Raw genomic sequence first — 18432 nt, 5'->3', positions numbered from 1 at the left:
CGACGCGGCGCCCTGCGCGCCGCCCGAGCGGGTTGGAGCTCACAGGATGAGCGTCATGAGGAGGCGGTGCTCGCCGGGGCCGAAGTGGTTCTCGCGGCGGCCGACCGGGTCGGGCACGAAGCCCAGGGACTCGTAAAGGGTGATGGCCCGGTCGTTGCCCGGCTCGACCCAGAGCAGAACGGTGTGCGCGCCCTGGGCACGGAGTCTCATCAGCGTTTCGACCATCAGCTGCCGGCCCAGCCCCTGCCGCCGCATGGCGGGCGCGACGCCCAGGCTGAAGATCCAGCTCCGCCCCTCGTTCGGTGGCGTGGCCAGCACGTATCCGCACAGGATGCCGTCGTCCTCCGCCACCAGCAGATGTTCTGCGAACGCGTCCATGAACTGGCGCAGGACGGAATAGGGATACGGGTCGTGGGGAAAGGCCTCATGATCCAGCCGGGAGAGGTCGGACAGATCCCGCTCGTCGGCGTTGCGTACCCGTACGGATGGGCGAAGTGCTGGCATCGAACCAGAATTGCCCGATCATCCGGGACCGTACAAGTCCTGCGATCAGGTGTCTGGTGACGAATGCTGCCGTGCGCCCCTCGTACCTCCTCCTCCGGGAGCCGATCGGAGGGAAGAGAAGCCGGGGATCGACCGTGTTGATACGGTGGGGCATGTCTTTGGGATCACCGGGAAATCCGGCGCAGTTGAACGCGGAGGCACGGTGGGACGCTTTCGACCCCGTGGCCTACGTCCGGAAGAACTACCGCACAGTGCTCCCTGTCGATGCGGAGATCATGACGATCGTCCGTGCCCACTTCAGTGATCATTTCCGTGGAATTCCCGGCCTGCGGGTCCGGGGTATCGACGTGGGGGCCGGAGCCAACCTTTATCCCACCTTCATGATGCTGCCCTGGTGCGACGAGATCACCCTGTTGGACCGGGCGACGCCGAACCTGCACTATCTGGAGCAGCAACTCGACAAACACGACCGTGGCTGGGACGCCTTCTGGCAGGAGTTGTGCCTGGACGATGCCTATGCCGCCCTGCCCGGCGGGCCCTGGGAGCGGCTGAGTGAGATCGCCCGGGTCGAGCAGGGCGACATCTGCGCGCTGGTCGACCGGCCGGAACAGTGGCAGCTCGGAACCATGTTCTTCGTCGCCGAATCCCTTTCCACCGCCGACAAGAAGTTCCGCGAGGGAGTGGAGTGCTTTCTGCGGTCCCTCACTCCGGGGGCACCCTTCGCGGCCGCGTTCATGGAACACTCCGAGGGCTACTGGGTGGGGGAGACGCCCTTTCCCGCTTGTGACGTGAGCGAATCCGACATCCGTGACAGCATCGAGGAGTTCGCCGAACGCCTACGGATCTACCGGGTCGGCGAACCGGGGGAAGTGCGTCCGGGCTACACCTCCATGATCCTTGCTTGCGGTTTCCGCCGAACGGGTAGCTCCTGAATGGCTTTTCGGGTGGGGAAAAGAAGTGATCTGTGAGGGGGCCACAGAATGCTGATCAAGCCGCGTCAGCGCCTGTTGGAGATCTGGCAGGCCGTGGCACGTCACTCCTTCGACGAAGGGGAGTGGTCCTGGGGCGCGTGGGGCGGGCTCAGCAGTGTGGCCGACGCGGAGCGGCTGCTTTGTCTCCTGTACCCCGCCACGGAGATCGCCCCCTTCCGTCTGGACGACCCCGACACCACCGAGCAGGACGTGGAACGGGCTTTGCGGAACGCGGGTGACTCCAGCGAGATTCCCGTACGACTCGTGGAGATCATCGGCGACTTCATGAAGAAGCACCGCGGCGAGGATGGCCCCACCTTCGCCGGCGGCCACTACTTCGCCCCGGAGGATCCCGAGCAGGAACTCTCCAAGGAACAGCGGGAAGTGGGCGTCGTCGACTCCTACTCCATGTCGGTGAGCCTGTGCCTGGCCACCCTCGGCTTCCTCAAGGTGTTCCGGGGCCGGACCCAGCGGGCGTCCACCGTCGCCCGCATCGACCAACTCCGGGGTGACACCAGCGCCCGGCTCACGGCCGCCATGGTGGGCCTGTTGCGCTCCTTCACGGTCGACGTCGTCGACATCTCCTCCGAGCAGGGACAGGCACTCGCCCGATTGCTCGGCCGGGGCCGGCTCTCCGACCGGCAGGTCCTGCACCGCTTCCAGCACCGCTTCAAGTCCATGCGGGCCCTCATCACCGAGAGCGTCACGCTCGGCCTCGACACCGACGTCCGCGATCAACTGCGCAATGAGAACCGCCTGTTCGAGTGCGGCTGGGCGTGGAGTGCGGTGAAGGGCGCACCCGAGGTAGAAGTGGAGCCGGTGACCGCCCAGGACATCGGCGGGCAGCCGCGAGGCGTGGCCCGCCCCGTGCCCTACCTGTACTTCACCGTCGTCGCCCTCGACGGCATCGTCGACGTCTTCTCCGAGCGCACCCTCGTCCTCGGCCTGCTCAACGCCGAGCAGCAGAAGCTGGCCGAGGCGCTGAGGCTGCGCTGGGAGATCACCCAGCAGTACTGGTCAGCCATCGCCCGCTTCGGCGACGGAGCCTGGCCGCTGGAAGACCTTCCCTGGCGCGCTACGCTCCGGCAACGGGAGTCGGAGTACTTCTCCCTCTGCGTGGCTTCCATTCTCGTCCACGACCTCATGCGCCGCCACGCCACCGACCACTACCTCACCCGCATCGTCGGTGTCATGGAACGCCTCGCCGAACGCGGCCGGATCACCAGCGGCACCACCCGTGAAGACCCGGCGATCGGCCTGCACAACCCCGGGGTCACCATGCCCCTGCTGGGCAGCGAGGAACTGGGGCCCGCCATGACGTGGACGATGAACGACTTTTCCGCGCAGCTGCTCAAGCGAGCCATCCAACTGGGCACGCTGTCACGGAACATCGGCTCGCAGGACCGGCTGCTCAGACTCGCCGAGGACATCCTCGGCCACCTCTGGCAGCGGCGCATCAGCGACGGTGAAGGTGTCGGCTTGTGGGACGACGTGCACGCGGTCTACCCCGAATCGCCCGTCCGACGGGGGCCGTTACTGTCTTGGAGCCTCACGCAGCGCGTCACCGAGTGCATGGTCGCCGCGCATGCGCTGTACGCCCAGGATCCGATCCGCAGCGTTGAACTGTCCGAGCTGGCCCGGGCAGCGATCAGTGAGGCTGCCCACCTCTTGGGCAAGGAGCAGATGCAACACCCCGCTCCCGCCCCCAAAAGCGTCCAGGGCGAAGAGATCAAGGGGATCGAGGCGGACCTGCGCCGCGCCCGGCACGTGGTCGACAAGCAGCCCGGCATCGCCTACGCGCTGTCCCTCAGGGTGCTGACGCGACTCGACACCCTCGCCCGCGCCCGGGGCAACGGCTTCCAGGGGGTGTGACCGTGCTGGTCTTCGCCGCCTCGGACAAGGGAGGCACCGGTCGCTCCGTGACCAGTGCCAACCTCGCCTACCAGCGGTCGCTGGACGGGGACGACGTCTGCTTTCTGGATTTCGACTTCGGATCGCCCACCGCCACCTCCGTGTTCGACCTGCCCGAGGTGGTCTCCGAAGCCGAAGGGCGCGGAATGCACTCCTATCTGAAGGGCCGGACGGGCGAGCCGCTGCGGGTCGACGTCTGGTCTCGCACCGAACATCCCGTCCTGCGCAGCAGGCCCGCCGGATCCGGTCGGCTCGTCCTGGTGCCCGGTGACCGCACGGGTGGCGAATTCGTCACCGACGAGGAGAACCTCGACCGCTGTGTGGATCTCGTCGTGCGACTCCAGCGCGAATTCGACGTCGTCATCGTGGACCTGAGCGCTGGACGCAGTTACGCGGTGGATCTCGTACTCGCGGCCACCTCACCGCGCGGCGGCCTCGGCCGGATCAGGAACCGCTGGCTCGTCTTTCACCGCTGGACCCGCCAGCACGTGATGGCCGCCGCCGAACTCGCTTACGGAAAAAAGGGAATCGTGCGGGCCGGCACAGACATGGGTCATCCGCCGGACACCCTCAGAGGCTCGATCCGCTTCGTCCGAGCCGCCGTTCCCGATCTGGAGTCGCCGCTGTGGTCGCAGGTGTCGCCCGCCCAGTACGCGTGGATGCGGCAGTGCGACAAGGAACTCGAGGAACTCGCGGCCGGCCGTGGCATCGGCAGGAGCAGGGTGCTGGCGTCCATTCCGCTGGAGCCGGTGCTGCAGTGGCAGGAACGCCTCATCACCGACGCGGACGTGCACGACCGCGGGATCGCCAACAACGAGACCTGGCGGGCGATGGGAGACCTCGCGCAGCGGCTGACCGACGACACGTTCTGGGGGCAGGTGTGAGCGGTACGGAGTCCGTCTTCCGGGAAACAAGCGCCGAGCCGCGCACCGAAGCGGTGCCGTTTTCGCATCTCTCCCTGGAGCTGGGTCACTTGTACATGGAGGACTTCGCCGAAGGACCCTCCCGGCTGCGCCGGCACTTCGCGGCGGTGCGGCCCTGGGCGGACGCCGCCCGCACCGTCCTCGGCCCGCCGCACTCCGGCAGGCGGCCCCGCATCAGCACCTGCTTCCTGATCGACGACTACTTCTCCCGCCTGTCCACCCCCGCCGAACTCATACCGCCGCTGTTGGAGACGGCCGCCGCAGCCGGGCTGACCATCGACTACCTGGCCCGCGAGTCGGGCTGCGCCGGCCCCCTCCGCGGCGACTCCGCCCACCGCGACCGGGCCGATCTCGCCGAGTGCGTCCTGCACCGGCTGGTCGAGTCACCACCGCCCGGCAGCACCGGCTTCCGCCAGCCTGTCAGCCGCACCGGCTGGCTCTCCAACGGCCGGCGCGCCCCCGCCCAGCGCACCTCCGCAGCCCTGGAGTCCACCGGCGCCGTCTGGCAGCCGCCCAGTGAGACCGGCGCGCGCGGCCACTCCGTCTTCATGGACGTCGAACTGTGGAGCGGTCACGAGGAGGAGCGCACCTGGTCCTGCGCCTTCCTCGCCGCGGTCTGGCAACTGGTCCGTCTCGGACTGCTGCGGGACAAAGGACGCGCCGTGCTCACCCCGACCCCTTGGGACGACGAAAAGTTCCCGGCCGATTGGGACGCACTGCCACCCGTACTGCGCCTCAACCCGCGGGCCGCGCCGTTCACCGCGTACGTCACCTGCAGCGTGCTCCCCACCCGCTTCCTGCCCGTCGAGCACGCCGTACGCGTCATTCTCGACCAGGTCCAGGTCGAGGCCGGGGCATTCACGCAGGTGGCCGAGCGATGCGCGGCGGAGGACTTCAGCCTGCCCGCGGGGGTCGTGGACCGCACCTACTACGTGTTCCCGCCAGGTCTGTGACATGAGCGGCCTGGGCATCGTCTCCGGTCCCGTCCTTGTCTGCGGTGAGGTGCGCACCTGCCTGCTGCCCACCCGCGACGCGGTGGAGGAGCGGGCCGCCGAACAGTTGCTGCGGCTGCGAGCGGACGAACGGGTCAGGCTTTCCCGGCACCCCAACCGGCACGCCGTCTCCCCGGACGTCCTCACCGGCGTCGACTGCCTGCTGCCCACCGCCACGGGCGCCAGGAGCCGCGCGGTGGGCACGGTGACGGCCCGGGCGGCGCTCGTCGAGGGCCGGGTCCTGCAGTCCACGGCGTACTTCTCCGCTCCGGGCGTCGGCCCCGACCGGCGCCGGCCCTGGGGCTACTACCTGGCCCGGCCCGGCTGTCTGGTCCCGGTCGGCCGGCTTCCCGAGAGGTCGGTCACCGAAGGGTTCCTGGCGGGGCGTCAACCGGGCGAACTGGACGTCGGATCGATCGCCGAGAGCCTGATGGCGAGGATCTCCCGACAGTTTCGGATCCTCGACCACGATCCGCCGCTCAACACCGCCGACACCACCTTGCGCTGGACCGTGGCACCGGCCACCGACGGTATGGAGGCATCCGTGCTGTTCACCAGGGCGGACGACGGGCTGCGGACCGTGGAGCTGCGGCTGCCCCGTGGCACCGCGCCCGCAGCCACGGCCGAGCTGTGCGAGGACCTCGCCCTGCACGACTGGCTGCTGACGACGGTCGCGGACAAGCTCGACGGACTGCGGGTCGCCTCCGCGGACGACAGAGCCGTCCTCCAGGTGTTGCGCCCACTCGTCGATCACCTGTTGCACCTGTGGATGCCGCAGAGCCGCGTCGACCGCCCTCTGCGCACCGCCTGGGAGGAGTTGGACGAGAACTCGGGCTACAGCAGGCAATGGAGCAGCCTGACACAGCGCATCCGCGACCAACTGGCGCTCCGTGCCATCCGGTTGACGAACTAGGTGCTGACCTCGCACTGACCGGGCACCATCTACGAACACCTGGCGGGGAGGGGGCAGGAATGGCCGGAGAACCGGGCACACCGGGGCCGGGCGCGGCGAGCGGAGCGCGGATAGCGCCCGTCGTGCTCAAGACACTGATCACCGTGGTCGTGGGCACGGTCGCCTATGTCATCACCAACCTGATCGACCAGTCCCAGGACGAGCTGTGGAAGCTCGCGATGTCCGTCGTCATCGGGGGGTCGGCACTGATCGTGCAGTACATGGTCGACTTCGAGAAGCGCCTGGGCGCGGTGGAGACTGGCCAGCACACCCAGACACAGGTGCTCGGCCACCGGTTCACCCAGCTCAGTGAGGCTGCCGGGCTCCTGAACGAGCTGGATCAGGCGGGCATGAGCACTGCTGACGCGAGGCGTCTGATCAAGAGCGCGAGCCAGGTGGGACTGCAGGGCCCGGAGATCGTGAAGGCCTTCGCCCGTGCCGAGATTGACAGCCTTGCCTCGGTCGTCACGGATCTGACCGGGATGAGTGCCCACTGGCAGCGGGACAACAACGAGTGGCTCATCAGGCTCACCGAATGCGCCCGGCGCACCATCGACGCCACGAGCAGTTCCGTCGACCGGCCCTTCTGGGACACCGACCCGGCTGGGCACTACCTGGACGCACAGATCGAGGCGATGCGGGTTGCGGAGGTGATCATCCGGCGCCTCTTCATGATCAATGCAGCCGAGGAGAGCGACGATGAGTTCATGAGCAGGTTCATGACGCTCTGCCAAGGACAGCGTGACCTGGGTATCAAAGTGCGCTACATGGTCCTCTCCCCGCAGCGGCACACCCGGGCAGCGGCACGAGACATCGTGATCTTCGATGGCGCGCTGTATCTGGAGTTCGAACCGGACCGGCAGCAGAGCAATCTCCAGACCAGGCTCGACGCCGACGCCCGTCGTGTCGACGGCCAGGTCAGGCGCTTCAACGACCTGTGGGAGGCCGCCGCCGAGCCGAATCCCCGGCCAGAACCCTCACCACGCCCGCCGGCGTGGTGAGGCTCCTTGCCGTCCTGGTGTCGGCAGTGCTGTGTGTCGGCATCGTGGTGACCATGCGGTTCATGGCGTCCGTAGCGAACCAGCTGAACGATCTGAGGGACGAGGTGGGGAAGCGGTTCGCCGACGTGACCGAGGCGACCAGGCTCTTCGGCCAGGTGGAGAGGCTGCGCGGCGACGCGGTGCCCCGACTCGCCGCGTACGCCACCGAGGTCGACTCCGTGGGACCCGACATCCTGCGCCAGTTCGCGTACGAGGAGACCGACCGTCTCGCCGCACACCTGCAGGCCCTCACCCAGCTCGGTGCCGAGTGCCCCGGCGAGAACCACGACTGGCTCCTGACACTCACCAGGTGTGCCAGGAAGGGCATCGACGCCGTCAGTACCACCGTCGACGACGACTTCTGGAACACCGAACCGGCCGCCCGCTATCTGGGCGCCCAGGGTGAGGCGATCGCCGAACGGCTGATCAACGTCAGGCGTCTGTTCATCGTCAAACGCCACGAGGATTTGGCCGCCCTCGCACCGATCTGCACCGAGCAGCGGCAGATGGGCATCCAAGTCCGCACAGCGGTCCTGGAGGAACTCCGGCCCATCCTCCAGCGGGGCCTGATGATCGACTTCATCGTTTTCGACGGGGCGCTGTCCTACCAGGTTCACCTCGACCGACTCGGTGAGACATCCGCAACCACGATCAACGCCGACGCGCAACAGGTCGAGCATTTCGTACGCCGGTTCGACCTGCTGTGGAACGCTGCAGACCCGGCCGACCTCTGACTACTCGGTAGCGTCTCCGTCTTGGTCCCTTGGCTCCGCTGTGGGGCACGGCGACGACCTCGGTCGTCAGACTTCATGCGGGGCGAAGAGCTCCAAGTGGCCGCAGGAGGGGCATCGGTAGGCATCGATCTGGAAGCGAGGGCGCCCCCAGCGCTTGGCCTCCTCCCAAGAGCCCCCGCTCCAGCTGTCCGGGTATCCAGCGGGTGTAGCCGTTGGAGTGGTCACCGCCGTCTTCTACGAAACCGGGCTGAAGGTCAACACTCTGGCATTGCGCATACCTGATCTCCATGGCCGCACTGTAGTAGTGGCCGACCAGCGCGGTGGGTGGCCGACGAGGCGACTGACACCAGTTCGACACCTCCGGCTTGCCAGTCCTCGTTGCCGACCCGGAGTGAGAGGCTCCTTGTCCCAGGACCCGGTCCGCGGTCAGAGGTCGAGTACCAGCCGGGGGCCGCAGGAACGCGAGACGCAGATCAGCATGGTGTCGCCCGCGGCACGCTCGTCCTCGTCGAGCAGGGAGTCCCGGTGGTCCGGCGTACCGTCCAGGACGTCCGTCTCACAGGTGCCGCAGGTGCCTTCCCGGCAGGAGAACAGCACCGGGACGCCCGCGTCCTCCACGACTTCGAGCACCGACCGGTCCGGCGGCACGGTGAGCGTGCGCCCCGACCGGGCGAGCACCACCTCGAACGTGTCGGCCGCAGCGGCCCCGGCCGCGGGCTGGACCGGGGCGAACCGCTCGATGCCCAGGGTGCCGGCGGGCCAGCCGGCACACTGCTCCTGCGCGGCCCGCAGCAGTGGTTCCGGACCGCAGGCGTGCACCAGCGTGCCCTCGCGGGGCGAGCCGACGAAGGCGGCGAGGTCCAGCAGGCCGTACTCGTCCTGCGGCCGGATCAGCACCCGGTCACCGTAGGGCGTCAGGCGGTCCAGGAACGCCATGGAATCGCGGGTGCGGCCGCCGTACAGCAGCCGCCAGTCGGCTCCCGCGGCCTCGGCGGCCTCCACCATCGCCAGGATCGGGGTGATGCCGACCCCGCCCGCGATGAAGAGATGGCGCTCGGCAGGGCGCAGCGGGAAGTTGTTCCGCGGCCCGCGCACCCGCACGGCCGAGCCCGCCCGAAGCCGGTCGTGGACGTACGAGGAACCGCCCCGGCCCTCCGGTGCGCGCAGTACGGCGATCTGCCAGGCGGCACCGTCTGCGGGATTTCCGCACAGGGAGTACTGACGGATGAGGCCGTTGTCCAGCAGCACGTCGATGTGGGCACCCGGCGCCCAGGCCGGGAGCGGATCGCCGTCCGGGTGGCGCAGGACGAGGGAGACGACGCCGTCGGCGACATCGACGCGGGCGTCCACGACGAGGGTTGCCTCGCTGTGGTCGGCCTGGGACTGCGGTGCCTCGGGGCCCCGGAGGACCTGGAGCGGTTGGTTGGTCATGTGCGTCAACCTGAGTCTCGTACGGGTGGGGGACGAGGGCGGGAGGTCAGGAACCTCAGACGCCCGGTATGTGCAGCAGCAGTGCGTCGCCCTGGCCGCCGCCCCCGCACAGGGCGGCGGCACCGGTACCGCCACCGCGCCGCCGCAGTTCCCGGGCGAGGGTCAGTACGAGCCGGGCGCCGGTCATGCCGACGGGGTGGCCGAGGGCGATGGCGCCGCCGTTGACGTTCACCTTGTCCAGGGGGACGCCCAGTTCACGTACGGAGGCCAGGGCGACCCCGGCGAACGCCTCGTTGATCTCGAACAGGTCGAGGTCTGCGGCCTTCAGTCGGCCGTCCCGGGACAAGGCGTCGCGGACCGCGCCGGCCGGCTGCACGAGCAGCGAGGGATCGGGGCCCGCCACGGTGCCGTAGGCGCCGATCTCCGCGAGCGGGGTCAGGCCCTCCCGACGGGCGCGCTCCGCGCTCATCACGAGGACGGCGGCCGCGCCGTCGGACAACTGTGAGGCGTTGCCCGCGGTGATCGTGCCCTCGGAGGAGAAGGCGGGCTTGAGACGGCCCAGGCTCTGAGCGGTGCTCTGCGGCCGGATGCCCTCGTCGGACTCCACCACCGTCTCGCCCCGGCGCCCGGCCACCGTGACCGGGGCGATCTCGGCGGCGAACGCGCCGGACTCCTGGGCGCGGTGGGCCCGCTGGTGCGACAGGGCGCTGTACTCGTCCTGTTCCTCACGGGTGAGGGCGAAGGGCTGTTGGTAGCGCTCGGTGGCCGCGCCCATGGAGACCCCGTCGAAGGCACAGGTCAGCGCGTCGCGGTCGAGGGCGTCCTCAACGGTCGCCGCCCCGTATTTCCAGCCGGTGCGGGACCCGCGGAGCAGATGCGGGGCGCCGGACATGGACTCCATGCCGCCCGCCACGACCACCTCGTGGCGCCCCGAGGCGATCATGAGGTCGGCCAGGGCGATGGCGTGCAGCCCGGACAGGCACAGCTTGTTGACGGTGCTCGCCGGTACGGAGAACGGGATGCCGGCGGCCACCGCGGCCTGCCGGGCCGTGTTGGGGCCGGCCCCGGCCTGGACGACATGGCCCATCACAACGGCCTCCACGGCGGCCGGGTCCAGCTGCGCCACAGCCAGTGCGGCGCGGATGGCGTGGGCGCCGAGGTCGGCGGCGGACAGGCTGCTCAGCCCGCCCATGAGCTTGCCGACGGGTGTTCTCGCTCCGGCGACGATGACGGATCCGGGCATGTCCGGTGCCTCCTGAGGGGGTGGGGAAGTTGAGGGGACGGCGTGAACGGGGTGTCAGCCGACCGGGTCGACGGCGCGCTCCGCGACCAGATGGGCCGTCTCGTTGACGGAGTGCAGCACGATCCGCCCACCGGGCATGCGGCGCACCCGGCTGACCGAGGTGTAGCCGGGATGGAACCAGAACATCCGGGGAATCTCGAGCACGGTCGCCAGGTAGGTGTTGGTGATCCCGCCGTGGCAGACGGCCGCGATCCGCCCGCCTGGGTGGGCGTCCAGCATGGTGTTCATGGCCCGCACCGCCCGGGCCCGGAAGGCGTCCCAGTCCAGGTCCGGTACGAAGTCCTCGTACCGTCCCTCGGAGAGCGCCACCGACCGGGGGTCGTCCGCGTTGATCTGCTCCGGCGGCGTGTAGGGGTGCGAGACGTCGGTGTCCCACTCGCGCAGGTCGTCCAGCACGGTGGCGGTCATGCCCGTCAGCCGTTCGAGGGGCGCCACTGTCTCACGGGCACGCACGAAGGGACTGGTGTAGAGGGCGTCTATGCCTTCGTCCGCCAGCCAGGGGGCGAGGCGCTCGGCCTGGGCGATGCCCTCCGGCGACAGTCCGGGATCGAACACGCCGGCCACGGGCAGGCCGTGCCGGACGAGCAGGAGTTCCGTCATGAATGATCCTTCGTACTGGTACATGGCTGTGGGGCGTGGGTGCTGGTCGGCTCAGCCGGCGATCGTCCGGTCGGAGCCCCAGTAGGGGCGGCGCATCGCGCGCTTGTCGAGCTTGCCCATGGCGTTGCGGAGGAGTTCGGGCACGACCTCGTACGACTTCGGGCACTTGTACGCGGCCAGCCGCTCGCGGCAGAACGTGTCCAGTTCCCCGTCCGCCGGTTCGCTGCTGTCGGTCACGACGACCAGGGCCCGCAACGACTCGCCGAAGTCCGGGTCGGGCACGCCGATGACCGCCACCTCGGCGACCCCCGGGTGTTCGTGCAGCACCGCCTCGCTCTCCGCCGGGTACAGGTTCACCCCGCCGGAGACCACGACGTCCGCTGCCCGGTCGGTGATGAAGATGTAGCCGTCCGGGTCGACGTAGCCGATGTCGCCGAGGGTGAAGACGCCGGGGGAGACGTAGGCGGCCTTGGTCTTCTCCTCGTCCGCGTGGTAGCGCACGCCGCGGCCCTCGGGCGCCCGGAAGGCCAGCAGCCCGAGCTCCCCGGCGGCCAGCGGACGACCGTCGTCGCCGGTGACCAGGACGTCGAAGGGCGACTGGACGCGCCCCACCGAACCGGGGTGCTCCAGCCATTCGGTGCTGTTGATGCGTGCGACGGTGCCCGCCTCGCTGGCCCCGTACGACTCGGTCAGCACCGGGCCGAACCAGTCGATCATGGCCCGTTTCACCTCGGGAGGGCATGCGGAGCCGGTGTGCGCGACCTGCATCAGGCTGGAGACGTCGTAGCGTTCGCGCACCTCGTCCGGCAGGGCGAGCAGGCGGGTGAAGTGGGTCGGCACCATCACCGAGGAGGTGACCCGCCAGCGCTCCACGCGGTGCAGGAACGCCTCCGCGTCGAACCTGCCGAGGATCACCACCGGCCGGCCGGCCGCGAGATGGCGCAGTGAGGTGAGCGGCCCGTTGTGCTGCAGGGGTCCGCACACCAGGTGCGGTCCCGGCGGGAAGCCGGGGCGGGCGGCCACCGCCTCCAGGTAGGCGGCGCTGTCCGTCACCGGGCCCTGCACCCAGCGCACCTCGGTGCCGCGGGCCCGCCCCGTGGTGCCCGAGGTGTAGACCAACGGCGGACGGGCGGGGCGGCCGACGGGCGCCGGCACCGGTTCCGCTTCGGCGAGCCACTGGGCCCAGTCGATGGCGTCGTCCTTGGCCGGCGTGCCGTGCACGACGACCGTAAGGCCGAGTTCCGCGCCCGCCTGCCGGGCGGCCGACTCGCCCGCCGGGCCGCTGATCACCGCCTTCGCACCCGCGTCGGTGAGCAGGTCGACCAGTTCCCGGGCGGTCAGCTGCCGGGAGGCGGCCACCGTTCCGACGCCGGCCCGCAGACCGGCGAGATGGGCCACCAGCGTGGCCACGGCGTTGTCGCCCAGGACGGCGACGCGGTCCTCCGGCCGGGGCGCGACCTCCAGGAACCGCCCGGTGAGGCGGGCCACCTGGTCGGCCAGCCGCGACCAGGACAGGCTTTCCGTGTCATCGGCCAGCGCGGTCGCGTTCGGCAGTTCGCGGGCACGCAGGTCGAGTGGCTGTAGGGACATGGATCCTCCGGCGCTCCTCGGTTCGTCGGCTCTCTCGCTCCACCGGGTGCACCCCGTCTGCCCAGCGGCCGGGCAGGTGGGAGAGTCGACGCCAAGACTGTAGCGTTTATCAAGAAAGTACGGAACACTCTGACCCGAGCCGGAGGAACACCCCCTTGTTGTGTGGGTGCGCTGCTCAGCTCCGAGTCACTCTTACTGAAGCAGCCGTCTGGTAAGTGCCGTACGGACCCGTGTGCCGAGGAGGTCACCATGCCCCAACCGAATGTGGACGAGTGGCGGGGTGAGGTCCGGCAGTGGCTGGCCCGGACGCTCCAACCCCGGCGGGCGGCCGAGACCACCGGTCACACCGCCGCCGATCTGGCCGTGTTCCACAACCTCCCGGACGAAGAGGAGCGGCGGCTGCTCGACCGCTGCCGCGCGTACCAGCGAGTCCGGCACGAGGCCGGCTACCAGGCCCTCACCCTTCCCGAGGAGAACGGCGGTCAGGGCCTGACCGCCGCCCACGCGGCTGTCTTCGCGGAGGAGGAGGCGGCGTTCGACGTACCGCCGTCCACCGAGCTGATCAGCGTCACGGTGCGGTTGGTCGCGATGTCCGTCTCCCTGTTCGGAACGCCCGACCAGCGCGAGACCTACGCCCGCGCCTTCCTCCGTACGGACCTGCTGGCCTGCCAGCTCTTCAGCGAACCCGGCGCCGGCTCCGACCTGGCCGCCCTGCGCACCCGCGCCCGCCGAGACGGCGAGGACTGGGTGATCGACGGCCAGAAGGTGTGGACCTCGGGCGCCCAGTTCGCCGACCACGGCCTGCTCCTCGCCCGTACCGACCCCGACGTGGTCAAGCAGGCCGGCATCACCGCCTTCCTGGTCCCGATGGACAGCCCCGGTGTGGAGATCCGCCCGATCCGCCAGATGAGCGGCGGCGCCTCCTTCAACGAGGTCTTCCTCAGCGGCGTACGCGTCCCCGACGGGCTGCGGATCGGCCGCCCCGGCCAGGGCTGGGAGGTCGCCAATGCCACCCTCGCCTTCGAGCGCACCGCATCCGGCTCCGGAAACCGGCGCAAGGGCGGCACCTTCGACGACGTACTCGCCCTCGCGCGCTCGCTGAGCCGGACCGGGGACCCGCTGGTGCGCCAACAACTCGCCGACCTGTACGTGCGCAGCGCACTGCGGGCCGCCACCGTGGACCGCGTCGCCAGGGCGAGCGCGGCCGGCGGACGGCCGGGCCCCGAGGCCTCGCTGACCAAGCTCATGGCATCCGACCTGCTCACCCGCACCGGACAGGCAGCCGCCGAACTGATGGGCGCCCGGATCACCGCCGACACCGGCGAGCCGGGCACCTTCGCCTGGACCGAACACCTCCTCGGCGCCCCCGGCTACCGGCTGGCCGGCGGCACCGACCAGATCCAGCGCAACCTGATCGGCGAGCGGGTGCTGAAGCTGCCGGGGGAGCCGCGGGTCGACAAGGTGCCCTTTTCCGAACTGTCCGGCAACTGAGCCATGGGTGGGACGACACCCGCAACAACTGAGGAGTGACATCGATGGATCTGGGACTGACAGGTGCGAATGCACTGGTGACCGGAGCGAGCCGGGGCATCGGCCGGGCGATCGCGGGAACCCTCGCCGCCGAGGGCTGCGCACTCGCACTGTGCGCCCGCGGCGAGGAGGCCCTCGCGAAAGCCGCCGCCGAACTGCGCGGCGAGGGAGCGACCGTGTTCGCAGAGCCGGTCGACGTCACCGACCCGGCGGCGCTCGCGGGCTTCGTGGAGCGGGCGGCCGGTGAACTCGGCGGCCTGGACCTGTTGGTGTCCAACGTCTCGGCGGGCAACGTCAAGGGCCCCGAGTCGTGGGAGGCCAGCCTGCGCGGCGACCTGATCCCGTTCGCGGGACTCGTCGAGGCGGCCCTGCCGTATCTGGAGGCCTCGGACCGGGCCGCCGTCGTGGCCATCGGCACCACCAACGCCTCCGACACCGCCCGCCCGGCCGGAGCCAACTCGTACTCCGCCCTGAAGGCCGCCGTCGTTCAGCACGCCTCGGCCCTCGCCCATGCCCTGGCCCCGAAGGGTATCCGGGTCAACACCGTCTCGCCCGGCCCCATCGACTTCCCCGGCGGCGCCTGGGAGACCATCCGCACCAGCCGTCCGGAGGTGTACGAGGAGGTCCTCGCCAAGCTGCCGATCGGCCGCTACGGCACCGCGGAGGACGTGGCCGCGGCAGTGGCCTTCCTGCTGGGCCGCACCGGCTCCTTCTGTGTCGGAGTCAACCTCGTGGTGGACGGCGGGCTGCTCACCCGCGTCCAGTACTGAGCCGTGGCGGGCCCGGCAGGCCGGCTGGACGCCGTACTGGTCTGCGGCGGGAAGTGGCACGACTTCGACTACGCGCGGCTTCGGCTGCTGGACCTGCTGGGCGACCACGCCCAAGTCCGCACCACCGTCCACCAGGACTACGACTGCGAACCCGCGCTGGAACAGGCCGACCTGCTGGTCACCTACACCTGCGATGTGCGGCCCCGCCCGTCCCAGCGGGCCGCGCTGGCACGGTTCGTGGAGCGGGGCGGGCGCTGGCTGGCCCTGCACGGCACCAATTCGGTGATCGAGGCGTCGGCCGACGGTGGGCCCCGGGTCTTCACCACACCGCGGCTGTTCGGTGAACTGGCGGGGGTGCTCGGCAGCCAGTTCCTGGCCCACCCGCCGATCGCGCCGTACGAGGTACGCGTGACCCGGCCGGACCATCCGCTGGTCGCCGGGATCGAGCCGTTCACGGTCACCGACGAGTTGTACGTGTGTGAGCTGCACGGGGAGCTGGAGGTGCTGCTGCACGCCGAGTACACGGGGCCGTGTCGCGGGTTCGCGGAGGGTGACACGGCTGCGCTCGACGACGCGCCCCGTCCCGTGCTGTACCTGAAGCGGCACGGCCTCGGCGAGGTCTGCTACTTCACCCTCGGCCACTGCCGTGGCAGGTACGACATGCAGGACCTCGGTGTGGACGACACCGGGCGCGTGGACCGGGGGCCCTGGGAGACGCCGGAGTTCCTGACGGTGCTCCAGCGCTGCGTGGACCGGATGGTGGGCGACCGGGTGCGGCTCTGACAGGTTTTCGCCCCCGCCGCCCCTACCCGTCCCGTCCCTGGGGGCTGCGCCCCCAGACCCCCTTTCGGCCCTGAACGGGCCTCGTCCTCAAACTCCCCCAGAGGGGGGACCCCCAGACGGGCTGAAATCAGCCCCTCCGGCGTTTGAGGAGTGGGGGTTCGGGGGCGCAGCCCCCAAGGTTCGGGACGGGAAGGGGCGGCGGGGGCGAAGAACCACCACCGCGCCCTCCCGCTCACCCGTGCGGCAGCACCACCGCACGCCCGTTGATCTCCCCGGCGTGCAGGCGCTCGTACGCCAGCGGCGCGTCCTCGATCGAGAAGGTCTCGACGTGGGAGGAGACGAGCCCCTGCCGCGCGAGGTCGACGACCTCGATGAGTTCGCGGCGGCTGCCCCAGTAGGGGGCGGAGGCGGACACCTCGAACGGCAGACCACCACCGAAGCCGACCGCGAGCGTGCCTCCGCCGATGCCGACGACGGTCACATCACCCGCCACCGCCACCGACGCGGCGGCCACCGCCAGGGTCGCCTCCGCCCCCACGAAGTCCAGCACCACTTCCGCCCCGATGCCGCCGGTCAGCTCCCGCACCCGAGCAGCCGCCGCGCCGTCGGAGAGCAGAGTCTCGTGGGCCCCGACGGCGAGGGCCAGTTCGAGCTTCTCCTTGCTCACATCGAGGGCGACCACCCGGGCCGGCGTCAGCGCACGTAGCAGCTGCACGGCGATATGGCCCAGCCCACCCACGCCGATCACCACGGCGGTACTGCCCGGCACGAGCTTGGGCAGGGACGCGCGGATCGCGTGATACGGCGTCAGCCCGGCGTCGGTGAGCGGGGCGGCCTGTACGGGGTCCAGCCCGTTCAGCGGCACCAGGTGGCGCGGCGAATCCACCACCATGTACTCCGCGAGAGCGCCCGGTGAGCCGAGCCCGGGCGGCATGATGCCGAGCCCGGCGGCGTGCGGGCAGCAGTTCTCCTTGCCCTCGGCGCACTTGCGGCAGCGGCCACAGCCCCACGGGCCGTACACCGCCACCTCCGCGCCCTCCGCCACCCCGGTGACGCCGCTGCCCAGGGCCGCGACGGTGCCGACACCCTCGTGACCGAGCGTCATGGGCAGGGGATAGGGGAACTGCTCCTGAGGCCAGCTCATGACCGCCAGGTCCGAGTGGCACAGCCCCGCTGCCGTCACCTTCAGCAGCACCTGGCCCGGCCCCGGCTCGGGCACGGGAACCTCGACGACCTCCGGTGGGCTCCCCACCGTCCGGTATTGAACCGCCTTCACCGTCAGACCTTCCTGCCCGGAACGGGCACGCCGTCAGCCTCGGCGACGACCGGGGGCTTCCGGCGCCGCAACACGGCCGGCAGGGCGATCCGTCCACCCGTGAGGACGAGCGCGATGATCAGGACCGAGCCGGTGAACAGGCTCGTGGCCCACTGCGCGCTGGTGGCGAGCCCGAGCCCGGTGATGCCCGTGCCGAGCAGCAGGACCGCGATCACCGTGCCCCAGGCGTTGAAGCGGCCCGCACGCAGCTGGGTCGCTCCGACGAAGGCCGCCGCGTAGGCCGACAGCAGATACGGCGTACCGGCGGTCGGCGACCCGGACCCGACGGAGGACGCGAAGACGACTCCGGCGAAACCGGACAGCAGCGCGGACGTGACCAGGGTCATGAAGCGCAGCCGGTCGGTACGCACACCCTGAAGACGTGCCGCGTTCTCGTTGAACCCGGTCGCGTACAGACGGCGTCCGGTGGCGGTGTGCTCCAGCAGGAACCAGATGGCCACCGCGGCGAGGAGCAGATACAGCACCGGCAGCGTGACGCCGCCCATGTCCAGCTGGGCGATGCTCGAAAACGGCTTGGCCAGCAGTTGGACCCCGGTGATGGAGCTGTCGTTGGTCACCATGGTGATGAGGGACTGGATCAGCGCGCCGGTGGCCAGCGTGGCGATGAACGAGTCGACCCGCAGCACCACCACCACGATCCCGTTGACCACCCCGACGAGCAGTGCGGCCGTCATCGCCAGCGCGATCGCGGTCGCGGGGCCGAAGCCCGAGGAGACCAGGAAGTGGGCGGTCAGCACGCTGGTCAGCGACATCGTGTAGGCGACCGACAGGTCGAAGACCCGCGCGGCCAGCGGAGGCACCACGCTGAGCGCCACCAGCCCTGCCACGGAGTTGCCGTTCAGGACCTGCTTGACCGTGATGGCGGTCGGGAATGTGTCCGGCACCCATATGGAGAAGAGCACGACGATCAGCAGCCACACATAGACGGCGCCGACGTTGCGGAACGAGAGGGCGGCCGTCGCACGTCGGCCGAGCGTGGCCCATGCGCTGACGGCGGACACCGCCGGCAGTTCCGGTGAAGCGGTCCGCGGCTCGGCGGCCCGGGTCGGGGTGGATGTCATC

The 18432-nt window shown here is 70.2% G+C and carries 17 protein-coding genes; 10 read left to right on the top strand and 7 right to left on the bottom strand.

Going from position 1 to position 18432, the window contains the following annotated elements:
• Positions 1–39: 39 nt before the first annotated feature.
• Complete coding sequence (locus ACFYO2_RS25120) at positions 40–504, bottom strand: GNAT family N-acetyltransferase (RefSeq protein WP_388353106.1); 465 nt, start codon at positions 502–504, stop codon at positions 40–42.
• Positions 505–656: 152 nt separating this feature from the next.
• On the opposite strand from ACFYO2_RS25120, the gene ACFYO2_RS25115 reads away from it, so the two are divergent.
• From ACFYO2_RS25115 to ACFYO2_RS25085, 7 genes are read left to right on the top strand one after another with little or no spacing between them, the layout of a single operon-like run.
• Positions 657–1436, top strand: a complete 780-nt coding sequence (locus tag ACFYO2_RS25115; protein ID WP_388353104.1) for an SCO2525 family SAM-dependent methyltransferase — start codon at positions 657–659, stop codon at positions 1434–1436.
• Between the two features lie 48 nt (positions 1437–1484).
• Positions 1485–3347, top strand: coding sequence for an SCO2524 family protein (locus ACFYO2_RS25110; RefSeq protein ID WP_388353101.1), 1863 nt, complete (start codon positions 1485–1487; stop codon positions 3345–3347).
• A gap of 2 nt (positions 3348–3349) precedes the next feature.
• The gene (locus tag ACFYO2_RS25105) at positions 3350–4270 is read left to right on the top strand and encodes an SCO2523 family variant P-loop protein (protein ID WP_388353525.1); all 921 of its coding nucleotides are present in this window, start codon (positions 3350–3352) and stop codon (positions 4268–4270) included.
• Complete coding sequence (locus ACFYO2_RS25100; RefSeq protein ID WP_388353098.1) at positions 4267–5262, top strand: SCO2522 family protein; 996 nt, start codon at positions 4267–4269, stop codon at positions 5260–5262. Before ACFYO2_RS25105 ends, ACFYO2_RS25100 begins: the two co-directional genes overlap by 4 nt.
• Before the next feature lies 1 nt (position 5263).
• Positions 5264–6214, top strand: a complete 951-nt coding sequence (locus ACFYO2_RS25095) for an SCO2521 family protein (RefSeq protein WP_388353095.1) — start codon at positions 5264–5266, stop codon at positions 6212–6214.
• A gap of 59 nt (positions 6215–6273) precedes the next feature.
• The gene (locus tag ACFYO2_RS25090) at positions 6274–7254 is read left to right on the top strand and encodes a hypothetical protein (protein ID WP_388353093.1); all 981 of its coding nucleotides are present in this window, start codon (positions 6274–6276) and stop codon (positions 7252–7254) included.
• Positions 7248–8027 (top strand): DUF6879 family protein, encoded by a 780-nt coding sequence (locus ACFYO2_RS25085; RefSeq protein WP_388353089.1) that lies wholly within the window; start codon positions 7248–7250, stop codon positions 8025–8027. Before ACFYO2_RS25090 ends, ACFYO2_RS25085 begins: the two co-directional genes overlap by 7 nt.
• Positions 8028–8453: 426 nt before the next feature.
• Here ACFYO2_RS25085 and ACFYO2_RS25080 read toward each other — a convergent pair whose 3' ends face one another.
• The 4 genes from ACFYO2_RS25080 to ACFYO2_RS25065 are packed head-to-tail and all read right to left on the bottom strand — an operon-like array spanning position 8454 to position 12951.
• Entirely contained in the window at positions 8454–9458 is a 1005-nt protein-coding gene (locus tag ACFYO2_RS25080; RefSeq protein ID WP_388353086.1) for a PDR/VanB family oxidoreductase, read from the bottom strand.
• A 55-nt stretch (positions 9459–9513) separates the two neighbouring features.
• A complete protein-coding gene (locus ACFYO2_RS25075) occupies positions 9514–10701 on the bottom strand; it encodes an acetyl-CoA C-acyltransferase (RefSeq protein ID WP_388353083.1) in 1188 nt (395 codons plus the stop codon).
• Positions 10702–10755: 54 nt separating this feature from the next.
• Positions 10756–11361: a histidine phosphatase family protein gene (locus tag ACFYO2_RS25070; RefSeq protein WP_388353080.1), complete on the bottom strand. Its 606-nt coding sequence runs from the start codon at positions 11359–11361 to the stop codon at positions 10756–10758.
• 51 nt (positions 11362–11412) lie between these two features.
• Entirely contained in the window at positions 11413–12951 is a 1539-nt protein-coding gene (locus ACFYO2_RS25065) for an AMP-binding protein (protein ID WP_388353077.1), read from the bottom strand.
• A 249-nt stretch (positions 12952–13200) separates the two neighbouring features.
• Between ACFYO2_RS25065 and ACFYO2_RS25060 the strand changes: the two genes are divergently transcribed.
• From ACFYO2_RS25060 to ACFYO2_RS25050, 3 genes are read left to right on the top strand one after another with little or no spacing between them, the layout of a single operon-like run.
• Positions 13201–14442: an acyl-CoA dehydrogenase family protein gene (locus ACFYO2_RS25060; protein WP_388353075.1), complete on the top strand. Its 1242-nt coding sequence runs from the start codon at positions 13201–13203 to the stop codon at positions 14440–14442.
• Between the two features lie 44 nt (positions 14443–14486).
• Complete coding sequence (locus ACFYO2_RS25055; protein WP_383865529.1) at positions 14487–15251, top strand: SDR family NAD(P)-dependent oxidoreductase; 765 nt, start codon at positions 14487–14489, stop codon at positions 15249–15251.
• A 3-nt stretch (positions 15252–15254) separates the two neighbouring features.
• Complete coding sequence (locus ACFYO2_RS25050; RefSeq protein WP_388353072.1) at positions 15255–16034, top strand: ThuA domain-containing protein; 780 nt, start codon at positions 15255–15257, stop codon at positions 16032–16034.
• A gap of 232 nt (positions 16035–16266) precedes the next feature.
• Here the strand turns inward: ACFYO2_RS25050 and ACFYO2_RS25045 are convergent, their stop codons facing one another.
• Positions 16267–17310, bottom strand: a complete 1044-nt coding sequence (locus ACFYO2_RS25045; RefSeq protein ID WP_388353070.1) for an NAD(P)-dependent alcohol dehydrogenase — start codon at positions 17308–17310, stop codon at positions 16267–16269.
• A gap of 2 nt (positions 17311–17312) precedes the next feature.
• Positions 17313–18431 carry an ABC transporter permease gene (locus tag ACFYO2_RS25040; RefSeq protein WP_388353067.1) on the bottom strand — a complete coding sequence of 373 codons (1119 nt, stop codon included), beginning with the start codon at positions 18429–18431 and terminating at the stop codon, positions 17313–17315.
• Position 18432: the final 1 nt, after the last annotated feature.

It is taken from the genome of Streptomyces sp. NPDC006602 (assembly GCF_042870385.1).
GTDB lineage: Bacteria > Actinomycetota > Actinomycetes > Streptomycetales > Streptomycetaceae > Streptomyces.
The sequence above is the reverse complement of the archived record's forward strand: the minus strand, read 5'-3'. Positions and strand labels throughout refer to the sequence as shown.

What these genes read in the sequence shown, in the direction of transcription:
- ACFYO2_RS25075 (WP_388353083.1), bottom strand. Translation starts at nt 10,701, where the DNA reads ATGCCCGGATCCGTCATCGTCGCCGGAGCGAGAACACCCGTCGGCAAG.
- ACFYO2_RS25090 (WP_388353093.1), top strand. Translation starts at nt 6,274, where the DNA reads ATGGCCGGAGAACCGGGCACACCGGGGCCGGGCGCGGCGAGCGGAGCG.
- ACFYO2_RS25110 (WP_388353101.1), top strand. Translation starts at nt 1,485, where the DNA reads ATGCTGATCAAGCCGCGTCAGCGCCTGTTGGAGATCTGGCAGGCCGTG.
- ACFYO2_RS25095 (WP_388353095.1), top strand. Translation starts at nt 5,264, where the DNA reads ATGAGCGGCCTGGGCATCGTCTCCGGTCCCGTCCTTGTCTGCGGTGAG.
- ACFYO2_RS25120 (WP_388353106.1), bottom strand. Translation starts at nt 504, where the DNA reads ATGCCAGCACTTCGCCCATCCGTACGGGTACGCAACGCCGACGAGCGG.
- ACFYO2_RS25080 (WP_388353086.1), bottom strand. Translation starts at nt 9,458, where the DNA reads ATGACCAACCAACCGCTCCAGGTCCTCCGGGGCCCCGAGGCACCGCAG.
- ACFYO2_RS25040 (WP_388353067.1), bottom strand. Translation starts at nt 18,431, where the DNA reads ATGACATCCACCCCGACCCGGGCCGCCGAGCCGCGGACCGCTTCACCG.
- ACFYO2_RS25065 (WP_388353077.1), bottom strand. Translation starts at nt 12,951, where the DNA reads ATGTCCCTACAGCCACTCGACCTGCGTGCCCGCGAACTGCCGAACGCG.
- ACFYO2_RS25070 (WP_388353080.1), bottom strand. Translation starts at nt 11,361, where the DNA reads ATGACGGAACTCCTGCTCGTCCGGCACGGCCTGCCCGTGGCCGGCGTG.
- ACFYO2_RS25060 (WP_388353075.1), top strand. Translation starts at nt 13,201, where the DNA reads ATGCCCCAACCGAATGTGGACGAGTGGCGGGGTGAGGTCCGGCAGTGG.
- ACFYO2_RS25055 (WP_383865529.1), top strand. Translation starts at nt 14,487, where the DNA reads ATGGATCTGGGACTGACAGGTGCGAATGCACTGGTGACCGGAGCGAGC.
- ACFYO2_RS25115 (WP_388353104.1), top strand. Translation starts at nt 657, where the DNA reads ATGTCTTTGGGATCACCGGGAAATCCGGCGCAGTTGAACGCGGAGGCA.